The organism is Janthinobacterium psychrotolerans (assembly GCF_001677885.1).
GTDB lineage: Bacteria > Pseudomonadota > Gammaproteobacteria > Burkholderiales > Burkholderiaceae_D > Janthinobacterium > Janthinobacterium psychrotolerans.
Genome location: NZ_LOCQ01000027.1, coordinates 1 through 20,849 on the forward strand (window position 1 = coordinate 1; position 20,849 = coordinate 20,849).

Below are 20,849 nucleotides of genomic sequence, written 5' to 3' on the forward strand. Positions count from 1 at the left end.
GCATCGAGCGCTTGAGCTGCCTGGCGAAGCGGCGGTAGTTTTCGCAGAACTGCGTGTAGCCGTAGGTCTGGCGATCGGCATAGTCGGCGCGGTGCTCCTCCCACAGGAGCATCAACGTCATGCCCTTGCGGCGCAGTTCCTGGTGCAGGTAGCCGTAGTCGGGCTGCACGTGCTCTCGCGGGCGTTCCGGCGCAACGAGCAGGCGCCTCTCCAGCGCCGCCTCATCAATCCCCTGGACCGTCGCCCAATCCAGGCCCGCCGCTGCGGCCAGGCTAAGGTACTTGGTCACGGCAGCCTTCGACATGCCCAGTGCAGCGGCGATCTGCCGGTGAGACAACTGGGCGTCGAGCTTCAGACGCAGGACATCTTTTATCTTACGCATATTGATCCTCGGTGCGGGCACGCTATCTCCAGAAAAAAGCTGGAAGCGTACCCTCTCGGTTGCTATATGCGTAACATCATCTCGGCGTGCTACGACACCGTTCCGGTATCGTGACCGGCCATTCCGGTATCGTGCCCACTGATTCCGGTATCGTGACCAGTGATTCCGGTCACCCCATCAAACTGGGCACGATGGACCGGAATGGGTGGGCGCGATGGACCGGAATCGCTGGGCACGATGGACCGGAATCAGTGGGCACGATGGACCGAAATACCCACCGGTCGACGACCTCACGGCCAAAGCGCGCAACGACATGGAAAAAATCGTAGACGACTTCGGCGTTGGGACATTGCGCACGCACTTCGAGATCCATCGCCGTGTTCATATCCATCGCCACAGCCTCAATTTGGTCGCAGCCTTCTGTGGCCAACGCCTCGAAAAACGGCCGGATGGCCGCTCGACTATTGCCTTCACCAACCCAGAGCACACGCATGCGCTGAGCATCGAGAACGACCGTGGCATAACGATGGCCTTTGTGCAAAGCGAATTCATCCATGACGAGGCGCCGCACGTCGCCAGCGGGGAACTGGCCGTGCAGGTGCGCCAAGCGTTGTAGGTCAATGGCCTTGATGGTGTGCCAGTGCAGGCCTGTCAGCTGGGACACGTGCTTGATGGGGATAAGCTGTGCCAGCGCCTCCACCCAGACCCGGACGCGGTGAGTCATCCGCGAGCGCCGGTTCAGCCAGGAGATATGCTCTGTCACCCGGGCATTGCAATGATGGCAGTCCAGGCGCCGGATTGCTACCTTCAACCAAACCCGTCGATCCAAAATATCCCGATCCCGGATGCGCCGCCAGCGCCGCCAGCGCCGCTCATGAACTAGGGCACAAGGCTGCCGGCAGCTACCGCAAAGCGCGTCGGCAGTGGGGCAGGCGTTGAGAACGATCAGCAGCGATGCGTCGTCCTGTTCGACAACGGAATCGACAATATGCCCTTCCCAAAATGGAAGAGACAACATAGCATTGAGCATGGCGGCGAGAGTGGTAAGGTAATTGGTTTGTTTGGCGACAATCAATTTACCAATTCAAAACCCTTGCCGCCACCCCCTCCCAGCAAAAACGTCAAGCCCGTCTTTCCCCATCAACCGCGATGAACCTTAAATGGATAAGTTGCCATGGGTGCAGTGCCTTGTGCGTGCGGTAGAGACGGGCAGCTTTTCGGCGGTGGCGCGCGAGCTGGGCACTGGTCAGCCGAACGTCGGGCGGCATACTGCGTCGCTGGAAAAATCGCTCGATACGCGGCGGCTGCATCGCTCGACGCGTCAGATGGCCACGAAGCCGGAAGGGCAACGCTATTGCGCGCAGGCACGCAGGCACGCAGGCACGCAGGCGGCGCAAGCCGATGCCGATGCGCGCGGCCAGCAGCATCCCCATGGCCTGCTGAGGGTGGCTTGTTCGTCCACCCTGGGCACGGAAAAAATCATCGGCGCACGGCCTGATTTTCTCGCGCGCTTCCCTGATGTCGAGGTCGAGCTGCGGCTCGGCGACGGTTACATCGACCTGGTGGCCGAAGGCGTCGATATCGCACTGCGTGGCGGCATCCTCAAGGACAGTTCGCTACTGGCGCGCCGGGTCGGCACCGCCGAGCGCATTTGCGTGGCCAGTGCGGCCTACCTGGAGCGCCATGGCGTGCCCGCGCAGCCGGCCGATCTGCCGCAGCACCAGTGCCTGATCTATACCTTGATGGCCGGTGGGGGAGGATGGCCGTTCAAGCACGGCGAAGTGCATGTACCGGGCCGTTTGCGCCTGAACAGCCTGGAAGGCGTACGCAGAGCGGTGCTGCAGGACATCGGCATTGCGCAGTTGCCGTCGTGGGCCGTGGCCGAAGAGCTGCGTAGCGGCAGGCTGCGCGCGGTGTTGAGCACGCACGCGGCTGGACGCTCGCCACTCAATGCCGCGTACGCCGCAGAGCGACTGCTGCCCCGGCGTGCCGCCGTGTACCGCGATGACAATACGCCTGTCGCGCAACAGTCAAGTCTTTTTTGTGGCCTGGTCCATGCACGTTTCGATGGTTTTCCTGATACGCCTGGAACGATAATGAGGCTTCGCAGGGGCAGCCTGGCCATCAGCGCTGACGCCAACGCCACCTTGCCAACTGGAGAACATCACTACGGGAGAGCGTCACATGAGGGTGTCGAACATGCGGATAGGGGTGCGTCTGGGCGCAGGTTTTGGCGTGGTGTGCGCGCTGTTGCTGCTGATGGTGGTGGTCAGCAATACCATGATGGCGCGGATTAATGCCGGCACGGATGAAATTGTCCACGACAGAATGCCGAAAATCGAGGCGACAACGCAACTGCTGGTGGGTATCAATGAGATAGCGATTGCACTGCGCAACATGATGCTGACCGAAGATTCGGCCGACCACAAGGCGCAAGTCGATCACATCATGCAGACCAGGGAGCTCAACCAGCGCGCCATCAGCATGCTCGATGGCAGTTTGAAGGATCCGCGTGCGCGCCAATTGCTGGCGCAGATGAAAACCCATATCGGCCGCTACCGCCCTGGCCAGGATCGCCTGATCGGCGACGTGCAGGCCAACCGGCTCGAGGCGGCGCGCGCCTTCCTCGCCAGCGATTTGCGCCCCATTCTGCGCGACCTCAAGCAAGCGACCAATGCGCTGGCGGCGCGCCAGCAGGAACTGAGCTCGCACACGGCCGATGCCGCCGCCGCGACCTTCGAGGAAAGCCGCCGCTTGTCGTGGGGGCTGGGGGCGCTGGCGCTGGCGCTGGCGGCGGCCATTGCATACTGGATTAGCATCTCGATCACGCGGCCGGCCAACCGCGCGCTGGGCATTGCCCGCACTGTCGCCGCCGGCGACCTCACCAGCCAGATCGACAGCGACAGCAGCGATGAGATGGGGCAATTGCTGCTGGCGCTTAAAGCGATGAACGACAACCTGGCGGCCACGGTCGGCACGGTGCGTTCGGGAACGGAAACGATCGCCACCGCCGCGCTGCAGGTGGCCTCGGGCAGCATGGACCTGTCGTCGCGCACCGAGCAGCAGGCCAGTTCGCTCGAAGAGACGGCGTCGTCGATGGAGGAACTCACTTCCACCACCAGGCAGAATGCCGAGAATGCGCGCCAGGCCAATGTGCTGGCGCGCAGCGCTTCGGACGTGGCGGCGCGCGGCGGCCAGGTCATCGAGCAGGTGACCGGCACCATGAACGAGATCAACGCGGCCTCGGCCAAGATCACCGACATCATCAGCGTGATCGACGGCATTGCGTTCCAGACCAATATCCTGGCGCTCAACGCGGCGGTCGAAGCGGCACGGGCCGGCGAACAGGGCCGCGGCTTTGCGGTAGTCGCCTCCGAAGTGCGCAACCTGGCGCAACGGTCGGCCTCGGCCGCGCGCGAAATCAAGGTCCTGATCGACTCTTCCAGCACGAAGGTGGCCAGCGGCAGCGCACTGGTCAACACTGCCGGCGACACCATGCGCGAGATCGTCAGCAGCGTTCAGCGCGTCACGGACATCATGGCCGAGATGTCGTCCGCCAGCTCGGAGCAAACGGATGGCATCGAGCAGATCAACCAGGCGGTGATGCAGATGGACGCCGTGACCCAGCAAAACGCGGCGCTGGTGGAGCAATCGGCCGCCGCCTCCGAAGCGATGCAGGTGCAGGCGGCAACCCTGGCCCAGGCCGTGGCGGTGTTCCGCCTGCGTGGCGACAGCGGCGCGGTGGCGCCACAGTCGGCGCGGCCGCAGCCTGCCGCGCCGCGCACTGCGGCGCCAGGGAAGGCCAGCGTCAAGGCGGCCATTCCCCTGCGGCGCGGGGCTGGCACCGATACCGTCAAGGCCAGCAAGGGCGCGCCGGCCGCGAAAGCCGACGAGTGGGAAGAGTTCTGAATTGAGCAGCGTGCCGGCGGGACGGCGTCCGGCCGACGTCACGCCGGCGTTTCAGCGCAGGCTGCCGTCGCTCTCGCGCACCGTCGTCACATAGGTCGGCAACTCCCAGGCGCCGCCCGGTGCGACCAGGCGGCACATGCCGGTCGACGATTCCTTGGTCCAGACAAATTGCTGGCCATCCCAGGTATGCACGGCCGAACTCCAGCAGTCGCCCAGGCCGCGGCCTTTGTGCGACGCTGAAATCTCGCCGAAGCTGTAGTCGCTGGCGTCGCCGGCGACACTGGCCGGCGCATACGGCGCCTCGGAATTGATCATCCAGAACATCACGGACTGGTTGTAGGCATAGGTCTCGCAGACCATGCCCGCCAGCAGCTTGGTCGCCGATAAACGATGGACGCGCAGTTCGCCCGCCGCCTCCTGGCCTGCGGACGGAAACAGGCCCGGGCATTCGTCGCGGCTGGAGACTTTGCGCAGCGCCTGCACGATGTCGGCACGCTGCACAGGCTGCAGGAACAGGTCTTTCCTGTTTTCACGCGGCATGGGGCCGGCGACCACCACCGGCGCCACGCTCGCTTGCAGCACGCCGGTTTCGGGCTTGCCGCCTTTGCGCACCAGGGCGCCAACGGTGCCGATGCGGCCCTGGGCCTCGTCCATTTTCAGCAGCACGGCGCTGGCGCCGGCGGTCGACAAGGTCCAGTGCTGCTGGCCGCTGGAAAATACCACGCTCGACGATTGCAACAGCGCCGGCAGGATGGCGGCAATCGTCGCGCCGTTCAGGGGGCTGGACTGCGCTCCAGGGACCAGGTCGATTGTGCCGAGCTTGCGTGCGCCGGACGTGATCACCAGATGACGGACGCCGGCGGCCATTGCGACGTCGCTCGGGGCGTAGGAGCCGAGCTGGATCTTTGCGCTTAACGCCTGTTTTGCGCCGGCGTCGCGCACCAGCAGCAGCGACACGGCCGGCTCGGCCCCATCGGCCTGGTAGCCGGCGGCGCGGCAGGTGCCGGTGTTGTCGCAGGCCAGTTCCCAGTCCTTGTGCGAGAAAGCCACGCCGCCCTTGTCGGCGGCAATGCCGGGAACCGGAAGGGCGGACGCGCCACTCAACAACATGATGGCCAGGCCAATTTTCATTTCAACTCTCCAGTTCGATCGATGCCCATTATAGGCTGGCAACGGCCCGCACCCGAACGACATTGGCTGGCACGTACCGAGCGGTACTTACGGCCTGGATGGATCGAAATGCTTGGCTATGCCCATCCAGCACTCGAAATAATCGCTCTGCAATTGCGGCGAGGCCAGCGCATGGGCGGTCGGGCACAGCACGCTGCGCGTTTCGAACATGAAGGCCATGGTGTTGTCGACCTTTTGCGGCACTGTGGTGTCGATGCCGCTGGCCTTGTCGAAGGTGCCAGCATCGGGACCGTGGCCGCTCATGCAGTTGTGCAGGCTGGCGCCGCCGGGGCGAAATCCGGCGGACTTGGCGTCGTACTGGCCGTGGATCAGGCCCATGAATTCGCTGGCCACGTTGCGGTGGAACCAGGGCGGGCGGAAGGTGTCTTCGGCCACCAGCCAGCGCGGCGGGAAGATCACGAAGTCCAGCGTATCGACGCCGGGCGTGTCGCTGGGCGCCTGCAGCACCAGGAAGATCGACGGGTCCGGGTGGTCGTGGCTGATCGAGCCGATGGTGTTGAAGTGGCGCAGGTCGTATTTATAGGGCGCGTAATTGCCGTGCCAGGCGACGACGTCGAGCGGCGAGTGGCCGATCTTCGCCGTCCACAGATTGCCGCAGAACTTGGCCACCAGCTCGAAATCGCCTTCCACGTCTTCGTAGGCGGCGCAGGGCGTGAGGAAATCGCGCGGGTTGGCCAGGCCGTTCGAGCCGATCGGGCCCAAGTCGGGCAGGCGCAGCAGGGCGCCGAAGTTTTCGCAGATATAGCCGCGCGCCTCGCCGTCCGGCAGCAGGGCCTGGAAGCGGATGCCGCGCGGTATCACGGCAATTTCCTGGGGTTCGATATCGATCACGCCCAGTTCCGTGCGCAGCCGCAGCCGGCCCTGCTGCGGCACGATCAGCAATTCGCCGTCGGCCGAATAGAAATAGCGGCCCTGCATGTCGCGGTTGGCCGCGTACAGGTGGATGGCGCAGCCCGATTGCGCCGCCGCCGAGCCGTTGCCGGCCATCGTCACCCAGCCGTCGATAAAGTCGGTCGGCTGCACCGGCATAGTCAGCGGGTCCCAGCGCAGCTGGTTCGGCGGCGCTTCCACGTGGTTGAAATCGGTGGCGATGCGCCCGTTCGACAGGCGCTGGAACGGCCGGTGCATGGCGGCCGGGCGGATGCGGTACAGCCACGAGCGGCGGTTATGGCTGCGCGGCGCCGTAAACGCCGTGCCCGATACCTGTTCGGCATACAGGCCGTAGGCGGCGCGCTGCGGCGAATTGCGGTGGGCGGGCAGGGCGCCGGGCAGGGCCTCGGTGGCAAATTCATTGGCAAAGCCGGATTGGTAGGATGCGTTCATCGTGCTTGTCTCCATGGTGATGGCAGCCGTCACTGTAGAACGTGGGATAATATTTGACGAGATAAATAGGTAAATACACAGTATTTACAATGTGAATAATCTGCGCTGCGAAATCAACCACGACCATGATCGACATCCGCAATATCGACCTGAACCTGCTGCTGGTGTTCCACGAGGTGTACCGCGAACGGCAGATTTCCAACGCGGCCAGGCGGCTGCGCCTGAGCCAGTCGGCCGTCAGCAATGCGCTCGGCCGGCTGCGGCGCACGTTTGACGATGAACTGTTCGTGCGCACGGCGCAGGGCATGCAGCCGACGCCCTATGCGCAGCTGCTGGCCGAGCCGGTGGCCGGCGCCCTGGCCACCCTGGCCGAAGCCTTCAAGCCGGCGCAGGCGTTCGACCCCGCCAGCAGCGCGCGCCATTTTCGCCTGGCCATGAGCGACGTCGGCGAGGTATATTTCATGCCGGTGCTGATCGACCTGCTGCGCCGTCACGCACCGCAGGTGCAGGTCAGCACGGTGCGCGCCGGCGCCATCGACATCAGGACCGAAATGGAGGCGGGCAGGGTGGACCTGGCGATCGGCGCGTTCGATGATGTATCGGGTGCGCTGTACCAGCGCCGCCTGTTCGAGCAGGCCTACGTGACGATGTTTCGCCAGGGCCATGCGCTGGGCGGCGGCAAGCCGACGTTGAAACGCTTCCTGGCGTGCGACCATCTGCTGGTGGCCTCGTCCGACAGTCCCTACGACAAGGTCAACGCGCTGCTGGAAAAGGCCGGCGTGCGTGCCGCCACCGCCTTCCAGGTGCCGCATTTCACGGCCGTGCCGTATATCGTCGGCAGCACCGACCTGGTGGTGACGGTGCCCGAAAAGCTGGCGCAGCGCGCCGCCGCCCCGTTCAAGCTGGACTACCTGCGCCCGCCGCTTGCGCTGCCATCGCTGCAAACGAATATCTTCTGGCACCGGCGCTATACCCAGGATGCGGGCAACCAGTGGCTGCGCACCGTGCTGGCGGAAACGTTCGCCGAATAGCGCTGGTTTTGCATTACCATGGTGCTTTGCTCATAAGGAACATCATGGCCATCCGCATCCATCATCTGAATCAAAGCCGCTCGCAGCGCATCGTCTGGCTGCTCGAAGAACTGGGGCTGGACTATGAGCTCGTGCGCTACCAGCGCGACGCCGTCACCCATTTCGCGCCGCCGGAACTGAAAGCCGTCCACCCGCTGGGCAAGTCGCCGCTGCTGGAAGTCGATGGCGTGCTGATCGAAGAGTCTGGCGCCATCGTGCAATACCTGTGCGAACAGCACGCACGGTTTTTGCCGCCGGCCGGTTCGCCAGACGCGCTGCGCCATCTGCAGCTGATGCATTTTGCCGAAGGCTCGGCCATGATCCCGCTGCTGCTGCGTATTTATGTGTCACGCCTGGGTGACGGCGGCGCGCCGCTGCACGGACGCATCGACGGCGAAGTGGTCAGCCATTTCGATTACCTGGAAAGCATCGTCCAGCCTTCCGGCCATTTTATCGGCGACAGCTTGACCGGCGCCGACATCATGCTCAGCTTCCCCGCCAGTATTGCCGTCAAACAGCCGGAAGGCGCACGCTGGCCGAAATTGCAGGCTTTTGTGCGCGCCATCGAAGCGCGCCCGGCCTGGCAGAAGGCCATGGCCGCCACCGAAGGCTGATCAGGGCGCGCGATGGACAATTACCAGAGAGATCTGCATGGCCCGGACGCCGTGGCCTTGCTGGCGGCGCTGCGCCAGGGCAGCTTGAGCGTCGAGCAACTGGTGCGCTCGCAGCTGGCGCGGCTCGACCAGGTGCAGCCGCAGGTCAATGGCGCGACACAGGTTTTCCATGACGACGCCGTGGCGCAGGCGCGCCTGCTGGACGCCAGCGGCGACCGGTCGTTGCCGCTGTTCGGCCTGCCGTGCAGCGTCAAGGAGACCTTTGCCATCGCCGGCCAGCTGCTGACGGCAGGTTCGGCGCGCATGGCGCCGCAAGTGCCCACGGAAGACGCGCAGATCGTGCGCCGCCTGAAAGCGGCGGGCGCCATCGTGATGGCGCGCAGCAATGTGCCGGAGTTCGCCATGACGGCCGAGAGCGTCAATCCGCGTTACGGACGCACGCGCAACCCGCTGGACGTGGCGCGCGTGGCCGGTGGATCGAGCGGCGGCGAAGGCGCGCTGGTCGGCTCGGGCAGCACGGTGTTCGGCGTCGGCTCCGATATTCTTGGCTCGATCCGCATTCCCGCCGCCTTTTGCGGCGTGGTTGGCTTCAAGCCCCATTCCGGCGCGGTCGATCAAAGCGGTACCTGGCCGGTAGTGACCGGCAACACACTGTCCTGGCTGGGCCTGGGGCCGCTGACGCGCAGCGTGCGCGACGCGCGGCTGGTGTATGACGTGATCGCCAGGCAGCCGGTGGCCGCCACGCCGCCGGGCGCCGGCCGGCTGGTGCTGCCGGGCGGCTTTCCGCTGGCAATGCGCGCGCCTTGCATGGCCAAGGCATTGGCCGCCGCCAGGACGGCCTTGCTGGACGCGGGCTACCGGCAGCAAGCGCAGGATTTTGCCGATGTGCCGTATTTATACAATCAGATTCCCAAACTGATCCTCGACGATTTTTATGACGGCTGGCTGCGCCTGCTGTCGACACCCGAGGCGGGGCGCTTTTCGCCGTGGGCCGAGCTGCTGCGCCAGTGGATGAAGAAAGCGACGATAGACGACGGCCTGCTGCGCTGGATGCTGATTGCGCCGCTGATGAAGCCGCGCAGCGCGGTCAAGGTCAAGGCCATCGCGGCGCGCTTTGCCGAGGCCAGGTCGCGCTACCAGGCCCTCTTGGGCAGCGACGGCGTGCTGGTCCTGCCGACCCTGGGCTTGCTGGCGCCTGCGCATGGGCAGATGAACCGGCTGTCCCTGAAGCCTGGTGTGAATGGCTGGTTTACTGCACATACTTTGGGCAACTACCTCGATTTGCCGGCGATGGCGATTCCGGCCTGGAAATTCAAAGATCCGGCCAGTGGTTTGCCGCCGAGCATCTCGGTGCTGTGCGCGCCCGGTGCGGAAGCGCAGCTGTTTGCCGCCGCCACGCGCATCGAGGCGGCCTTGAATTGAAGATGTTTTCAAGTTGATATTGTCTTTATGGTATTTTCAGCAGGTGAAATTTCGTTTTATTGCATGAAATTGGCGCTTGCGCACTGGCTTGGCCGTCTAATTTGCTGTCTTATATAAGATTCCGCGCCATCGGGTACACAAACGGCGGCAGGACAGTCTAAAATACGTGGTGGGCCAAGCACGGCGTCACCGCCGGTACACTAGCCGTCCAATGCAAGGTCAACCACCCTGTGTTTGGAACGAAGAAAGTCAACCACCAAGCATCACCGTATACAAGGGAATGAACATGGCAACACAAAAATCCAGGATCATCTACACGCTGACCGATGAAGCGCCCATGCTGGCGACGTACTCGCTGCTGCCGATCATCAAGAAGTTCACCGCGCCCGCCGGCGTCGACGTTGTTGCCAGTGATATTTCGGTGGCCTCCCGCGTGCTGGCTGAGTTCCCCGAATACCTGTCCGACGACCAGAAAGTGCCCAATACCCTGGCCGAGCTGGGCGCCCTGACGCAAAACCCCGACACCAACATCATCAAGCTGCCGAACATCAGCGCCTCGGTGGGCCAGCTGGTATCGTGCATCCGTGAGCTGCAAGGCCGCGGCTACAAGCTGCCGGACTATCCGGAAGATGCCAAGACCGACGAAGAAAAAGCCCTGAAGGCCCGCTACGGCAAATGCGTCGGCAGCTCGGTCAATCCGGTGCTGCGTGAAGGCAACTCCGACCGCCGCGCACCAAAAGCGGTGAAAGAATTTGCCCGCAAGCACCCGCATTCGATGGGCGAGTGGAGCCAGGCGTCGCGCACCCATGTGTCGCACATGCATCATGGCGACTTCTACCATGGCGAAAAGTCGATGACGATCGCTGCCGCGCGCGACGTCAAGATGGAACTGGTCACCAATTCCGGCAAGACCATCGTGCTCAAACCGAAGGTCTCGCTGCTGGCCGGCGAAATCATCGACAGCATGTTCATGAGCAAGAAAGCGCTGCTGGAGTTCTACGAGAAGGAAATCGACGACGCGTTCAAGACCGGCGTGATGTTCTCGCTGCACGTGAAAGCGACCATGATGAAGGTGTCGCACCCGATCGTGTTCGGCCATTGCGTGCGCATTTTCTACAAGGATGCGTTCGAAAAACACGCTGCGCTGTTCGATGAACTGGGCGTGAACGTCAACAACGGCATGGTCAATCTGTACGACAAGATCGAGACCTTGCCGGCGTCGAAGAAGGAAGAGATCCTCAAGGACCTGCACGCCTGCCACGCCAACCGTCCGGAACTGGCGATGGTCGATTCGGCCAAGGGCATTACCAACTTCCATTCGCCGAACGACATCATCGTCGACGCGTCGATGCCGGCGATGATCCGTATCGGCGGCAAGATGTGGGGCGCCGATGGCCGGCCGAAAGACGTCAAGGCCGTGATGCCGGAATCGACTTTCGCGCGCATCTACCAGGAAATGATTGGTTTTTGCAAATGGCATGGCAACTTCGATCCGAAGACCATGGGCACCGTACCGAACGTGGGCCTGATGGCGCAGCAAGCCGAAGAATACGGTTCGCACGACAAGACCTTCGAAGTGAGCGAAGCGGGCGTGGCCAACATCACCGATATCGCCACCGGCGAAGTGCTGCTGTCGCAGAATGTGGAGGAGGGCGATATCTGGCGCATGTGCCAGGTCAAGGACGCCCCGATCCGCGACTGGGTCAAGCTGGCCGTCACCCGTGCGCGCAACTCGGGCATGCCTGCCGTGTTCTGGCTCGACACCTTCCGTCCGCATGAGAACGAAGTGATCAAGAAGGTGCAAACCTACCTGAAGGACCACGATACCAGCGGCCTGGACATCCAGATCATGTCGCAAACGCGCGCCATGCGCTACACGCTGGAGCGCGTCGCACGCGGCCTGGACACCATCTCGGTCACCGGCAACATCCTGCGTGATTACCTGACCGACCTGTTCCCGATCCTGGAACTGGGCACCTCGGCCAAGATGCTGTCGATCGTGCCTTTGATGGCCGGCGGCGGCATGTACGAAACCGGCGCCGGCGGTTCGGCGCCGAAACACGTCAAGCAACTGGTGGAAGAAAACCACCTGCGCTGGGATTCGCTGGGCGAGTTCCTGGCGCTGGCCGTGTCGCTGGAAGACATGGGCATCAAGACCGGCAACGAGAAGGCGAAAATCCTGGCCAGGACGCTGGACGAAGCGACCGGCAAGCTGCTGGACAACAACAAGTCGCCATCGCCACGCACCGGCGAGCTCGATAACCGCGGCAGCCATTTCTACCTGTCGCTGTACTGGGCGCAGGCGCTGGCCGCGCAGAACGACGACGCCGAACTGAAAGCCCATTTCACGCCATTGGCCACCGCCCTGAGCGAAAATGAGGCCAAGATCGTCGAAGAACTGCTGTCGGCACAAGGCGCGGCCACCGATATCGGCGGCTATTACATGCCTGACCCGGTGAAAACCGAAGCCGTCATGCGTCCGAGCGCCACCTTGAACAAGGTGCTTGGCGACAACTGATAGCGCAAGAAGGACAGGCGGCGCCGCAAGTCAAGGCGCCGCAACAGGACGCCGCCGGGAGCAATCCCGGCGGCGTTGTTACTTGTGGAATGCAGTAAAGGGAAAGGGACGGTGCCGGCTCAGATACCCAGCGTGCGCCGCGCCACGGCCAGTGGTTTGCGCAGCACATGATAGAGCAGCGGCGCCCAGCCGCCGTACAGCTTGGCCGTGCCTTTCAGGCCAATGCGTTGCACCGGCTCGCCCGGTGCCAGGTCGGCTTTCAGGCTGTAGGCCACCACGCCATCGCTGGTCAGCGCCGGTTCATAGCTCGATTGCGTCAGCACTCCCGAGACCGTGCCCAGGGGCGCCACGTTCAGGTACAGCTTGACGGCGGCGCCCGGCTCCAGGCTCAGCGCGTCTTCCACCGGCAGGCGGATGGCGATCTGCACCCTGGCCGGGTCGGCCAGCAGGATGATGCGCTCGCCCGTTTGCACCGGCTTGCCCAGCCAGTCGTTCTGGTCCGAGAACACGGCGATGCCCGCCGCAGGTGCGCGCACCTGTATCCGTTCCAGCATGTCTTTCACATATTGCGCTTCCGCCGATTTTTCTTCCAGCCTGGCATTCAGCGACGACAGGTCGGCCTTGCTGGCGCCGTCGTTGAATGACTTTTGCGTGGCGCGCAGGTATTCTGCCGCCGCCACCGCCTGTGACTTGACCGCCACTTCGTTGCGGTTGCGCGCGCCGGTGTCTTCCAGCGCAAACAGCGGCTCGCCTGCCGCCACCGTCTGGTTCGGTTTCACGAAAAAGCGCGCCACCACGCCATCTTGCGGCGCGGCGACCAGTTTCGCATCCTTGCCGATGATTTCGGCCGGCGCCAGCACCGTCAGGCGCATCGGGATGCAGGCCACGACCAGCGCCGCCAGCAGCAGGCGCTTCGGTCTTGCCTTCAGGCGCGACGCCATGCGGCGCCAGGTGGCAGGCCGTTCGCGCCATGCCCACAGCGCCTGGCCATATGCCACCGCCAGCCGCTCGGCCAGCGCGGTTTGCGCCTCGTCGGCCCGGGTTTCCAGCGCCAGCAACAAGCCGCCCACAGTGCCGCCAGCCGGCGTGGGCAGCGCCACCATCAGTACGCTGCCGCCCATCCATTCGTCCCAGCCCGCGTGCAGCGGGGCGTCCAGCATGTCGCGTGACACATGCAGCGCATGGCCGCCGTCGATTTTCGGCGCCAGCTGCCGCAGCGCCTGGTTCATCCACTGGCGGTAGGGCGAGTCGGGCGGCGCATCGGCCAGGCCGGAAACCCGCCGCAGCTCCGGCTTGCCGGCCGGGTCCGGCCGCCACAGCGCGGCCTGGCGATACGGCACGATACGGAAGGTGTCGTTGACGGCGATGAATTCGACCGCGCCTTCACTGGTGGCGGTGCGCACGTCCTGTTCGATCTGGAGCAGGGCGCCGATACTCTGGAAATTGATCGAATCGGACAAGGTGTTTCCTGATAAAGCTTGAAGAGATCGCGGTTAGCGGCCGGCAGCGGGGAAGCTGGCCACGCCGCTCATGCCCGGCAGCAGGTTGGCGGTGTTGCCTGTCACTTCGCCCTCGATTTCGATCGACTGGCTGACGGCATCCACGCGGCCGTTGATGCGCTGCACCTTGGCGTTATAGCTGCTGCCGGTTTCATCGATCTTCAGCGAGAACGGCTGGCCGACCTTGAGCCACGACAGCCACAGCGACGGCACGTTGAGCTGCACCTTGAGCTTGCGGTCGTTGACGATCTCGATCAGTGGCTGGCCGATGTTGACGCTGGCGTACTGCTTGGCCAGCAAGCGCGTGACGCGCCCGGCGAACGGCGCGACGATGGTGCACTGGCGCAGCTGCGCCTGGTACAACTGGATCTGGGCCTTGGCCTTTTGCGCCAGCGCGGCGGTTTGCTGGACGTCGATCTCGGCCACCGATTGCATCGCCTGCAGCTTGACCTTCGATTCGTAGGTCTGCTGGGCGCCGTAAAACTCGGCGTTGGCCATTTTCAGGTGAGCATTCTGCTCGTCGCAGTTAAATTTCAGCAGCACCTGGCCGGCGCTAATCGTGCTGCCCAGCTTGACGTTGACCAGGTCGATGCGGCCCGCCATTTGCGAGGCCAGCACGCTTTCCTGGTCGGCAGCGACCAGTACGCGGATGGTCTTGCTTGCGGCGGTGGTCACAGGCGCGGCCGCCGGTTTGGCCTGCGCCAGCGGAGCAGCAGGAGCAGCCGCCAGCGCGCCGGCACCCAGAGTTGATATCAGTACAGATACTAAAGAGCGGTGCAACGACATCATCATTTTTTCGCCTGAAGTGGAGGTTTCGCTTCGCCGCGCAGCAGGCTGGTGATCCTGGTGGCGGCCGATTCCGCCGCCGCCTTGCCGAATACCGGCCAGGCCGAGCTCACGCTGTCCGGAATGGCCGAACGATAGCTGAAGGTACCCAGTGTAACGCCATCGCGCTGAACCAGCCAGGTCAGTTCCACCGTGCGCAGGCCGACATTGGGCTGACCCACGGTGGCGGTGGCCGATACCACCGGCACGTTGGCGCCGGCCAGGCTGACCATGGCGCCATTGGCGTTCAACTGTTCCTGCAGCAGCGCCGCCAGATCGAGGCCGCTGCCGGCCGGCGAGGCAATGGTGCCGATCAACACCGGCGGTGGCGGTACGGCCACATCGGCGGTATGGAAGTTGGTCTTGCGCCAGTCGGCGTCGGCTTGCGCCAGTTGCCTGGCAAACACCGCCACGCTTTCGCTTTGCGGCTGCGCTGGCAGCAGATCGGCGCCAACCGAATTGGCCACCCGCGCATAGGCGACTTGCAAGTTGGCCAGCGCCACGTAGCGCTGCATCTCGGACAGGGCTGCGCGCACCTCGGTGCGCAGCAGTTCCATGCTGGACTCGGTGTTGGCGAGGGTGGCCGACAGCGTGTGCTGTTCGATGCGGGCATCGACCTTGGCGGTCTGGCTGCTGACGGCGTAGTCGGTGCGTGCTTCCTGGAAACGCTGGGCGGCGATGCGCACCTGCGTCATGACGGCCATGGTCAGCGCGATGCGGCGGGTGTCGTCCACTTTCTGCTGGGCTTCCTGGGCGCGCTTGGCAGCCGGATAGGCAAAGGCGCGCATCAGGTTCAGCGAGACCGAACTGCCTGCCTCGCCCCAGGTGTTATTGAGCAGGAACTTGTTGCTGTCGCGGTTGCCCGATATATTCAGTTCCAGGCCAGGCAGGAAGGCCATCAGCGCCTTGCGGCCTTCGAGCACCGAGATTTTCTTGCGGTAGTCTTCCTCGCGCAATTCGGGACGGTTGTTGAGTGCTGCCTGGTCGAGCGCGTTGATGTCGTCGAACGGTTGCAGCGTGGCGGTCGCTTCTTCTTCCTGGCCAGCCGACAGCACCACGTTGCTGCCTGGACGCAGGTTGATCAGGGCATTGAGTTCGGACTTGGCCAGTATCAGTTCCTGGCGGCGGACCACGATCTGCTGGTGCATGTCGAGCAGGGCGCGCTGGTAGGCCAGCGCCTGCAGCGGCGGCAGCATGCGTTCGGTTTCCATGCGCTCGCTGCGCAGCATCGCTTCCCTGACGCGGTTGAGCAGCTCGTCCATGCGCGGCAGCGTCTGCTGCGCGACATAGGCGCGCCAGAAGGCCTGGCGCACGTCCTGCGAAATATTCTGCACGACCTTGCGCTTGCGCTCTTCCGAGATCATCACCGAGGCCGCCTGCTGCTGGGCGCGTACATAGCTGACCCCGAAGTCCAGCACGTTCCAGGCCAGCACCGCGTTCTGGTTATTGCGGGTGCGCTCCTGGGCGCCCGAGAACAGGTTGCTCTCCACGCCAGTGCCGAGATCGACCGAGCGCGAACCGGCGTCGTTGCTGCGCGAGCTGTAGCCGGCCGCCAGCGTCAGGCGCGGCAGCATGTCGTACCTTGCAAGGTCCAGCTGGCTTGATGCCATGCTCTGCTCCATCGAGCGCAGGCGGTAGTCGTAGTTGTACTTGAGCGCGCGGGCGAAGGCCTCGTGCAGCGTGATCTCGCCGGTGACCGGTTCCACATCCTTGAACAGCGCTTCCACATCGTCCCTGACGCGGGCCTGGCGCTCGTCGGCGCCGATCGGCTCCGGCATGACGCTGCAAGCGCTCAGGGCGGCAGCGAGCATCAACACCATCGGCAGGCGGCGCAGGGTGGTGGAGTGTACGGCTCCGGTGGCGCCGGGCGCGCTGGCAGCGGTGGTGGCGAAGGTCATCGGTAAAACTCCTTGGTGGTTAATCTGGTTCATGTTTTGCTGGTTGCGCATCGGTTCTACAGACGGGTCAGGTGGCGCAGCGTGGCGCTGGCTTCCTGCAAGAAGCGCTGCGCTTCGCGCGACAGCTGGGTGCTCAGCGCACCGGCCTGGGCGTTGGTGGCTTCGGTGCCGACGCCTGCGTCGGCCAGGACCGCCGTGCCGCCGTCGCTGCCTTCGCCGCTCTCGCCGTCGTCAGCAGCCGCTCCGGCGGTCGTGGCGCCGGCATCGTCCACCGCCGCGGCAGCACGGTGCAGGCCCAGCGCCTGCAGCAGGTGCTTGCCGTGCAGGGCGGCTTGTGGCGGCTTGCCATCCTTGACCACGGTATCGCCCTTGAGCGAGAACTCCGCCTTGGCGGTGTTGCCCGCGCCGTCCCTGGCGGTCACCACGATGTCGAGCGACACCGTCTCGCCGCGCGGCGGCACGCCGCTGAAGGTGCCGGTGACCGCATCGAAGCGTACCCAAGCCGGCAGCGGCGAACCGTCGGCCAGGGTGGCGGTGAGGGTCGGCGCCACGCCGCTGGCGCTGACAAAGGTGTCGCGCGGGATGGCGTAAGCCAGGCCTTGCTGCGCCTCGATCGGCACCGATACCGAGCCGATTTCGCGGTTCAGTACCAGCGTGGCGCCAGCGGCCAGCTGTGCGACGGCGGCCGGTGCCGTCGCTGCCGTCACTGACGTCGCTGCCGTCACTGCCGTCACTGCCGTCGTGGCGGGCGCGGCAGCAGGATTGGCGGCGGTCGTGGCCGCAGCCGCAGCCGTACCGGTACCGGTACCCGTGGCAGGGAGCGTGGCGGTATCTCTGGCCGTACCTGTGCCGGTGCCTTGGACAGTAACGGCGGCCGTGGCTTTCGGCGTGGTCACCGCGCCATCCGTGGCAGTTGGGGCAGTGATCGGAGTAAAGCTGGTACTGCCGCTTGCAGTTGCAGCGGTGGAGCCAGTGGCTGTTGCCAAGCTGGCGTTCCCCGTGGTGGTGGACGAGGTGCTGCCAGTGGCTGCCGCGCTGGCAAATTGCGATCCGGAGGCCTGGTTGACTGCGGCGGAAATCGGCGACGTGCCGGTCACGCCCGTTGCCGCCTCGCGGATCGGTGGTGTATTGGGCGCGGCTGCTTGCGGCGCGGTCGCCACCGCCACCGGCACAAGCGGTGCTGTCGTCGGCGCAGGCACGACCGGCGCGGTCACCGGTGGTGGCGGTGTCAGCACGGTGAGCGCCAGCGGCGCGGAGACGGCGCCGACGTTGCCGGCGGCATCGATGGCGCCGGCGGTGATCTGGTGTGCGCCGAGCGACAGTTGCAAGGTCAATGTCCAGTTGCCGTTGGCGTCCGCCAGCACCTGGCCGGCTGCGGCGCCGTCGCTGAACACCACGACAGTGCTGTTCGGCTCGGCAGCGCCGGACAGTTGCGGTGTGGTGACCAGCGTGGTGGTGCTGTTGCCATCGACCAGGCGCGGCGTGCCGGCGGCAGCTGGCGCAGTGGCGTCCACCACCACGGTGAGGGCGGTCGAGGCGGCGCTGGTGTTGCCGGCGGCGTCGGCGATCCTGGCGCTGAGCCGGTGCACGCCATCGGCCAGCAGGCTGCTGGTGATGCTCCAGGCGCCGCCGGCATCGACGCTGGCGCGGCCCAGCACGGTGATACCGTCGGTATCGAACAGGGTGGCGATGGCGCCCGGTTCGCCGCGGCCGGTGATGGTCGGACGCGCCACGTTGGTCACGCCGTCGCCGTTCGCCACGCCGCTGTCGCTGGCCTGGGCCAGCACCGGCGCTGCGGGCGCAGCCGGCGCGGTGGTATCGATGCTGATCGCCAGCGCGGTGCTGGCGGCGCTGACAATGCCGGTGCTGCTCGTGGTCTTGGTGCTCAGTTGATGATTGCCGTCCGTCAGCGCGCGGCTGGTGATGCTCCAGGCGCCGCTGGCATTCACCACCGCGCTGCCAAGCACGCTGACACCATCGGTATCGTACAGCGTGACGGTGGCGCCGGGCTGGGCGCGGCCGCTGACGGTTGGCGTGGTAACGCTGGTGATGCCGTCGGTGGTCGAGGCGCCGTTGTCGCTGGCGGCCGCCAGCACCGGCGCTGCCGGCGTGGCCGGTACGGCGGTGTCGATGATGACGCTCAAGACCGGGCTGGCGGCGCTGCGGTTGCCGGCCGGGTCGGTCGCACGCACGCTCAGGCTGTGGGAGCCGTCGGCCAGCGTGCTGCTGGTGATGCTCCAGTTGCCGTTGGCGGCCGCCACTGCGGTACCCAGCACGGTGAGCCCGTCGGTGTCGAGCAGCGTAACGGTGCTGCCCGCTTCGGCGCGGCCCGTGATGTTGGGGCGGTTGACGCTGGTGACGCCGTCGCTGTTCGACGTGCCGCTGTCACTGGACGAAGCCAGCGCCGGGGTGGCAGGCGCTGTCGGCGCAGTGGTATCGATAGTGATGGTCAACGCCGGGCTGGCGGCGCTGCGGTTGCCTGCCGGATCGGTGGCGCGCACGGTCAGGCTGTGGACGCCATCGGCCAGCTGGCTGCTGGAGATGTTCCAGTTGCCGTTGGCCGCTGCGAGTGCGGTGCCCACATTGGTCACGCCGTCCGTGTCGTAAAGGGTGATGGTGCTGCCCGCTTCGGCACGGCCGGTGATGGTGGGACGGTTGACGCTGGTGACGCCGTCCGCACTCGAGGCGCCGCTGTCGCTGGCCGCCAGCAGCACCGGCGTGGCCGGCGCTGCTGGCGCAGCGGTATCGATGTTGACGCTCAAGACCTGGCTGGCGACACTGCGGTTGCCGGCCTGATCGGTGGCGCGCACGCTCAGGCTGTGGACGCCGTCGGCCAGGGTGCTGCTGGTGATGCTCCAGTTGCCGTTGGCTGCTGCCAGCACGGTGCCCAGCACGGTGGCACCATCGGAGTCGTACAGGGTGACGGTGCTGCCCGCTTCGGCGCGGCCGGTGATGGTAGGCGTGGTGACGCTGGTGATGCCGTCGCTGTCCGAGGCGCCGTTGTCGCTGGCTGCCGCCAGCACCGGCGGGGCCGGCGCTGCTGGCGCAGTGGTGTCGATGGTGACTGTCAGTGCGGCGCTGGCGACGCTGCTGTTGCCAGCGGCGTCAAACGCTTTAACGGTCAGGCTGTGGACGCCGTCGGCCAGCAGGTTGCTGGTGATGCGCCAGTTGCCATTGGCATCGGCGGTGGCGTTGCCCAGCGTGGTCACGCCGTCGGTGCCGAGCAAGGTGACGGTGCTGCCCGCCTCGGCACGACCGCTGATGGTAGGACGATTGACGCTGGTGATGCCGTCCGCATTCGAGGCGCCGCTGTCGCTGGCAGCGGCCAGTACCGGGGTTGCCGGCGCGGTCGGCGCGGTGCTGTCGATGGTTATCGTCAGCGACGGCGAGGCCGCGCTGCGGTTGCCGGCAGCATCCACCGCCTTGACCGTCAGGCTGTGTGCGCCGGCCGCCAGCGTGCTGCTGGTGATGCTCCATACGCCGCCGGCGGCGGTGGTGGTGCCGAGCACGGTGGTACCGTCGGTGTCGTACAAGGTGACCAGGCTGCCCGCTTCGGCAGTGCCGGTGACGGTGGGCGTGGTGACGCTGGTGAGGCCGTCGGTGTTGGCGCTGCCGCTGTCGGAAGCCGCCGCCAAGACCGGCACGCTTGGCGCTGCCGGCGCGGTGGTGTCGATGGTATCGACGGTGTTGATGGTGATCGACAGTACCGCCGAGCTTGGGCTGAGGTTGCCGGCTGCATCCACCGCCTTGACGCTCAGGCTGTGCGCGCCGATGGCCAGCGCGCTGCTGGTGATGCTCCATACGCCGCCGGCGGCGGTGGCCGTGCCCAGCACGGTGGTGCCGTCGGTGTCGTACAGGGTGACCAGGCTGCCCGCTTCAGCGGTGCCGGTGATGGTAGGCGTGGTGACGCTGGTGATGCCATCGGTGTTCGAACTGCCGCTGTCGCTGGCGGCAGCAAGCACCGGTGCGCCAGGTGCTGCGGGCGCGGTGGCGTCGATGCTGATCGCCAGTGCCGGCGAGGCCACGCTGGTGTTGCCGGCAGCATCTGCCGCCTTGACGCTCAGGCTGTGGGCGCCGGAGGCCAGTGCGCTGCTGGTGATGCTCCACACGCCGCCGGTGGCAACTGCCGTGCCGAGCACGGTGGTGCCGTCGGTGTCGTACAAGGTGACCGTACTGCCCGCTTCGGCGGTGCCGGTGA

13 protein-coding genes and 1 pseudogene are annotated in these 20,849 nt (G+C 65.4%); 6 read left to right on the forward strand and 8 right to left on the reverse strand.

Going from position 1 to position 20,849, the window contains the following annotated elements:
* Together ASR47_RS00645 and ASR47_RS00650 are read right to left on the reverse strand one after the other, a co-directional pair.
* Positions 1–403, reverse strand: a 403-nt coding sequence (locus ASR47_RS00645) for a transposase (protein ID WP_150127609.1), incomplete at its 3' end; no start/stop codon positions are given.
* Positions 404–659: 256 nt separating this feature from the next.
* Positions 660–1,400: pseudogene (locus ASR47_RS00650) on the reverse strand (transposase); the annotation flags it as partial.
* Positions 1,401–1,542: 142 nt separating this feature from the next.
* Here ASR47_RS00650 and ASR47_RS00655 point away from each other — a divergent pair.
* Together ASR47_RS00655 and ASR47_RS00660 are read left to right on the forward strand one after the other, a co-directional pair.
* Positions 1,543–2,679 carry a LysR family transcriptional regulator gene (locus ASR47_RS00655; RefSeq protein ID WP_082988633.1) on the forward strand — a complete coding sequence of 379 codons (1,137 nt, stop codon included), beginning with the start codon at positions 1,543–1,545 and terminating at the stop codon, positions 2,677–2,679.
* Complete coding sequence (locus tag ASR47_RS00660; RefSeq protein WP_082988634.1) at positions 2,567–4,291, forward strand: methyl-accepting chemotaxis protein; 1,725 nt, start codon at positions 2,567–2,569, stop codon at positions 4,289–4,291. Before ASR47_RS00655 ends, ASR47_RS00660 begins: the two co-directional genes overlap by 113 nt.
* Before the next feature lie 51 nt (positions 4,292–4,342).
* Here the strand turns inward: ASR47_RS00660 and ASR47_RS00665 are convergent, their stop codons facing one another.
* Together ASR47_RS00665 and hmgA are read right to left on the reverse strand one after the other, a co-directional pair.
* Entirely contained in the window at positions 4,343–5,422 is a 1,080-nt protein-coding gene (locus ASR47_RS00665) for a DUF1176 domain-containing protein (RefSeq protein WP_171898859.1), read from the reverse strand.
* 87 nt (positions 5,423–5,509) lie between these two features.
* Entirely contained in the window at positions 5,510–6,820 is a 1,311-nt protein-coding gene (hmgA, locus tag ASR47_RS00670) for a homogentisate 1,2-dioxygenase (protein WP_065305849.1), read from the reverse strand.
* A gap of 110 nt (positions 6,821–6,930) precedes the next feature.
* Here hmgA and ASR47_RS00675 point away from each other — a divergent pair, with 110 nt between their 5' ends.
* The 4 genes from ASR47_RS00675 to ASR47_RS00690 all read left to right on the forward strand — a co-directional run bounded on the left by ASR47_RS00675 (position 6,931) and on the right by ASR47_RS00690 (position 12,429).
* Positions 6,931–7,836 (forward strand): LysR family transcriptional regulator, encoded by a 906-nt coding sequence (locus ASR47_RS00675; RefSeq protein WP_065305850.1) that lies wholly within the window; start codon positions 6,931–6,933, stop codon positions 7,834–7,836.
* A 44-nt stretch (positions 7,837–7,880) separates the two neighbouring features.
* On the forward strand, positions 7,881–8,489 hold the full coding sequence (locus ASR47_RS00680) for a glutathione S-transferase family protein (protein ID WP_065305851.1): 609 nt from the start codon (positions 7,881–7,883) through the stop codon (positions 8,487–8,489).
* Between the two features lie 12 nt (positions 8,490–8,501).
* A complete protein-coding gene (locus tag ASR47_RS00685; protein ID WP_065305852.1) occupies positions 8,502–9,911 on the forward strand; it encodes an amidase in 1,410 nt (469 codons plus the stop codon).
* 286 nt (positions 9,912–10,197) lie between these two features.
* On the forward strand, positions 10,198–12,429 hold the full coding sequence (locus ASR47_RS00690; RefSeq protein ID WP_065305853.1) for an NADP-dependent isocitrate dehydrogenase: 2,232 nt from the start codon (positions 10,198–10,200) through the stop codon (positions 12,427–12,429).
* Between the two features lie 119 nt (positions 12,430–12,548).
* On the opposite strand, the gene ASR47_RS00695 is transcribed toward ASR47_RS00690, so the two are convergent.
* From ASR47_RS00695 to ASR47_RS26770, 4 genes are all read right to left on the reverse strand, one after another.
* Positions 12,549–13,889, reverse strand: a complete 1,341-nt coding sequence (locus ASR47_RS00695; protein ID WP_065305854.1) for an efflux RND transporter periplasmic adaptor subunit — start codon at positions 13,887–13,889, stop codon at positions 12,549–12,551.
* Between the two features lie 33 nt (positions 13,890–13,922).
* Positions 13,923–14,720: an efflux RND transporter periplasmic adaptor subunit gene (locus ASR47_RS00700; RefSeq protein WP_065305855.1), complete on the reverse strand. Its 798-nt coding sequence runs from the start codon at positions 14,718–14,720 to the stop codon at positions 13,923–13,925.
* Positions 14,717–16,651 (reverse strand): TolC family protein, encoded by a 1,935-nt coding sequence (locus tag ASR47_RS00705; protein ID WP_065305856.1) that lies wholly within the window; start codon positions 16,649–16,651, stop codon positions 14,717–14,719. Before ASR47_RS00705 ends, ASR47_RS00700 begins: the two co-directional genes overlap by 4 nt.
* A 56-nt stretch (positions 16,652–16,707) precedes the next feature.
* A partial coding sequence (locus tag ASR47_RS26770) for an Ig-like domain-containing protein (protein ID WP_245714215.1) occupies positions 16,708–20,849 on the reverse strand: 4,142 nt, incomplete at its 5' end.